Raw genomic sequence first — 3,032 nt, forward strand, 5'->3', positions numbered from 1 at the left:
GGTGGTGGACGAGGAGGGCCAGGAGGTCCCCCTGGGGGAGGTGGGGGAGCTCATCGTCAAAGGCCCCAACATCATGAAGGGCTACTGGAACCGCCCCGAGGAAACCCAAAGGGCCCTCAAGGACGGCTGGCTCTACACCGGCGACATGGCCCGCATGGACCAAGACGGCTACTTCTACATCGTGGACCGCAAAAAGGACATGATCATCGCCGGCGGCTACAACATCTACCCCCGCGAGGTGGAAGAGGTCCTCTACCAGCACGAAGCCGTCCAGGAAGCCGCCGTGGTGGGCGTACCCGACCCCTACCGCGGGGAAACCGTGGCCGCCTTCATCGTCCTCAAGGAAGCCTACAGGGGCAAGGTCACGGAAAAGGACATAGAGACCTTCTGCCGGCAAAACCTCGCCGCCTACAAGGTGCCCCGCCTCATAGAGTTCCGGGAGAGCCTGCCCAAAACCAGCGTGGGGAAGGTCCTCAAGCGGGAGCTGACCCGAGGGATCTCGGCCAAGCGCTAGCCAAGGAAGGCCGGCCAAGGAAACCCCTCCGCGTCCCACCCGGGCCAGGGGCTGCCTGCCCATTTACAGTAGCACGCTCAAGATATATGATGACAAATGAAGGAAAGGAGGGGTAGGTATGAGCGCCACCGGCCTCGAGGTCTTCGACACCACCATCCACAAGACCCACAGCTGGCTAAAGGAGATCATGGAAACCCTGGGCATAGAGGACCGCCACCGGGCGTACATGGCCCTGCGGGCCGTGCTCCACGCCTTAAGGGACCGCCTCACCGTGGAGGAAACCGCTCAGCTGGCCGCCGAGCTTCCCATGCTGATCCGGGGCCTTTTCTACGAGGGTTGGGACCCCACGGGCAAGCCCCTTAAGGAGCGGCACAAGGAGGCCTTCCTGGCCCACGTGGCCCGGGAGCTTAAAACGCCCTCAGGACCCGCCCTGGACCCCGAGGCCACCACCCGGGCGGTGTTCAAGGTGCTTTCCCAAAAAGTCTCCCAAGGGGAGATCCGGGATGTGCTGAACCTGCTTCCCAAGGAGATCCGCGAGCTTTGGCCCCAGGCCTGATCCGCTCGGGAGGGCCTCAGTCCAGCACAAAGCGGTCCTCGCTCTCATGGAGCCGGACCCGGTGGACAATGCGCTGGTCCTGATCCCCGTTCCCCTCGGTCATGGCCACCACGCTCACGTAGGGCCTCAAGGGGCTACGGAGCACCTTCTTGGTAAGGGTTTCCTCCACCTGGAAGATGCCCGCGGAGTTGTTCATGGTCACCTGGATCTCCACGGGCACCCTCTCCCCCTTCAGGATGCGCACCTCGTCCACCGCCAGGGCGCTGATGGAATGGATGTCGATGCTCCCCAGGGCAAAGGCTTTCCGCCCCCGGCCCTTGGTGATGTCGGTGCCGTCGGCCACGGCGGTGATCCCCGCCTCGATGGTTAAAGGCTCGGGGGAAAGGTCGTGGCTGTAGATGCCGTGGAGGATCAGGGCCCTAAGGGCGGTGCGTTGCTCGGGATCGGGGTAGATCTTCTCCAGGATGCGGTTCAGGATGGGGAGGGCCAAAAAGACGCCAAAGGCCTCGTGGTGGTCCCGGTGCACCTGGTTGCCCAGGTCGTGGAGCATGGTGGAAAGGAGGACCACCACGTAGGCGTCCTCCAGCTCCCCTGCCCCAGACTCCACCGTGTCCAGGCGCACCCCTGCCTCGGCCAGGAGGGCCAGGATGGCCACGCTGGCCGCCCCCGTGAGGAGGGCGTGGACCCGGCCGTGGTCGTTGTAACCCAGCTTGCGCATGGTGATGTAGTTGGCCATGTTCCACCCGGAGCGGGCCTCCGGGTCCTGCACGAGGAGCTCGTAGGCTTTAAGGGCCTTGGGAAAGTCCTTTAGGCGCTCGCGAATGGACTGGTCAGCCTCGGCGTACAGCTTGGCCTTGGGGCTGGCCACGTGGACAATGCGCTCTCCCGTCATGGGCAACTCTACCTTACACCACACCCTGGACGTTCACACCCACCCAACACCCCACGCCCTTAAAGGGGGCAGGGGGCGAAGCCGAGCCCCTTTCCCAGGGGAAGGGGCTTACCCTTACTCCCCCTTGAAGTTGGGCGCCCGCTTTTCCAAGAAGGCCCGCACCCCCTCCTTCATATCCTCCGTGGCCGAGGCGTAACCAAAAAGATCAGCCTCGATCTCCAAGGCCTCCGCCAGGTCCAGGCCCTCGCCCCGCACCACGCTCTCCTTGGCCAGGGCCAGGGCAATGGGAGCGTTTTTCATGATCTTCTGGGCCAGCCTCTTGGCCTCCTCCAGGGCATCCTCCCCCACCCGGTTCACCAGGCCCAGGCTCAGGGCCTCCTCCGCGGACACGTGGCGCCCGGTGAAGATGAGGTCCAAGGCCCGGCCCCGGCCGATGAGGCGGGGAAGCCTTTGGGTGCCGCCAAAGCCCGGGATCAAGCCAAGCCCCACCTCGGGCAGGCCCAGCTTGGCCTCCCTGGAGGCCACCCTCAGGTCGCAGGCCAAGGCCAGCTCCAGCCCTCCCCCCAGGGCATACCCGTTGATGGCCGCGATGGTGGGGAGGGGCAAGGCGGCGATCTCGGCGAAGACCTGCTGCCCCAGGAGGGCATACTCCCGGGCCATGAAGGGATCCTTCAGGGCGGCGATCTCCTTCAGGTCGGCTCCCGCGGCAAAGGCCTTACCCTCCCCCGTGAAGATGGCCACCCGGACCTCGGGGTCCTGATGGATCACCTCGGCCACCTCGGCTAGCTCCCTGAGAAGGTCCTGGGAAAGGGCGTTCAGGGCCTCAGGGCGCCTTAGGGTAACCAGGGCGATGCCCTCCTCCACCTCGTAGGAGAGGTGCTCAAACTCGGGGATCTCCAGGATGAACTCGTGCTCGCCTTCGTGCTCATGGGCCATGCTACACCTCCAAAAGGGCCTCGAGGGCCACCTCCACCATCCGCCTTACGCCTTCTTGCAAAACCTCAGGGGGAGCCCTATGTACACGTCAAAACCTCCATAGGGCATAACCCCAAGGGACTTCCGCGCCTTCC

At 64.7% G+C, this 3,032-nt stretch carries 4 protein-coding genes; 2 read left to right on the forward strand and 2 right to left on the reverse strand.

Annotated elements, in window-relative coordinates; all coding sequences use genetic code 11:
• Both L0C59_RS10995 and L0C59_RS11000 read left to right on the forward strand, forming a co-directional pair.
• Positions 1 to 514 (forward strand): AMP-binding enzyme (locus L0C59_RS10995; RefSeq protein WP_243091369.1); only part of this gene is annotated, 514 nt, incomplete at its 5' end.
• 118 nt (positions 515 to 632) lie between these two features.
• Positions 633 to 1,070: a DUF2267 domain-containing protein gene (locus L0C59_RS11000; protein WP_243091370.1), complete on the forward strand. Its 438-nt coding sequence runs from the start codon at positions 633 to 635 to the stop codon at positions 1,068 to 1,070.
• A gap of 16 nt (positions 1,071 to 1,086) precedes the next feature.
• Here L0C59_RS11000 and L0C59_RS11005 read toward each other — a convergent pair whose 3' ends face one another.
• A complete protein-coding gene (locus L0C59_RS11005; protein ID WP_243091371.1) occupies positions 1,087 to 1,962 on the reverse strand; it encodes an HD domain-containing protein in 876 nt (291 codons plus the stop codon).
• A gap of 114 nt (positions 1,963 to 2,076) precedes the next feature.
• On the reverse strand, positions 2,077 to 2,898 hold the full coding sequence (locus L0C59_RS11010; protein WP_243091372.1) for an enoyl-CoA hydratase/isomerase family protein: 822 nt from the start codon (positions 2,896 to 2,898) through the stop codon (positions 2,077 to 2,079).
• Positions 2,899 to 3,032: the final 134 nt, after the last annotated feature.

Source organism: Thermus neutrinimicus (genome assembly GCF_022760955.1).
Taxonomy (GTDB): domain Bacteria; phylum Deinococcota; class Deinococci; order Deinococcales; family Thermaceae; genus Thermus; species Thermus neutrinimicus.

Bases quoted from the DNA above. Each gene is read 5' to 3' on its own strand.
- L0C59_RS11000 (WP_243091370.1), top strand. From the start codon at position 633: ATGAGCGCCACCGGCCTCGAGGTCTTCGACACCACCATCCACAAGACC.
- L0C59_RS11005 (WP_243091371.1), bottom strand. From the start codon at position 1,962: ATGACGGGAGAGCGCATTGTCCACGTGGCCAGCCCCAAGGCCAAGCTG.
- L0C59_RS11010 (WP_243091372.1), bottom strand. From the start codon at position 2,898: ATGGCCCATGAGCACGAAGGCGAGCACGAGTTCATCCTGGAGATCCCC.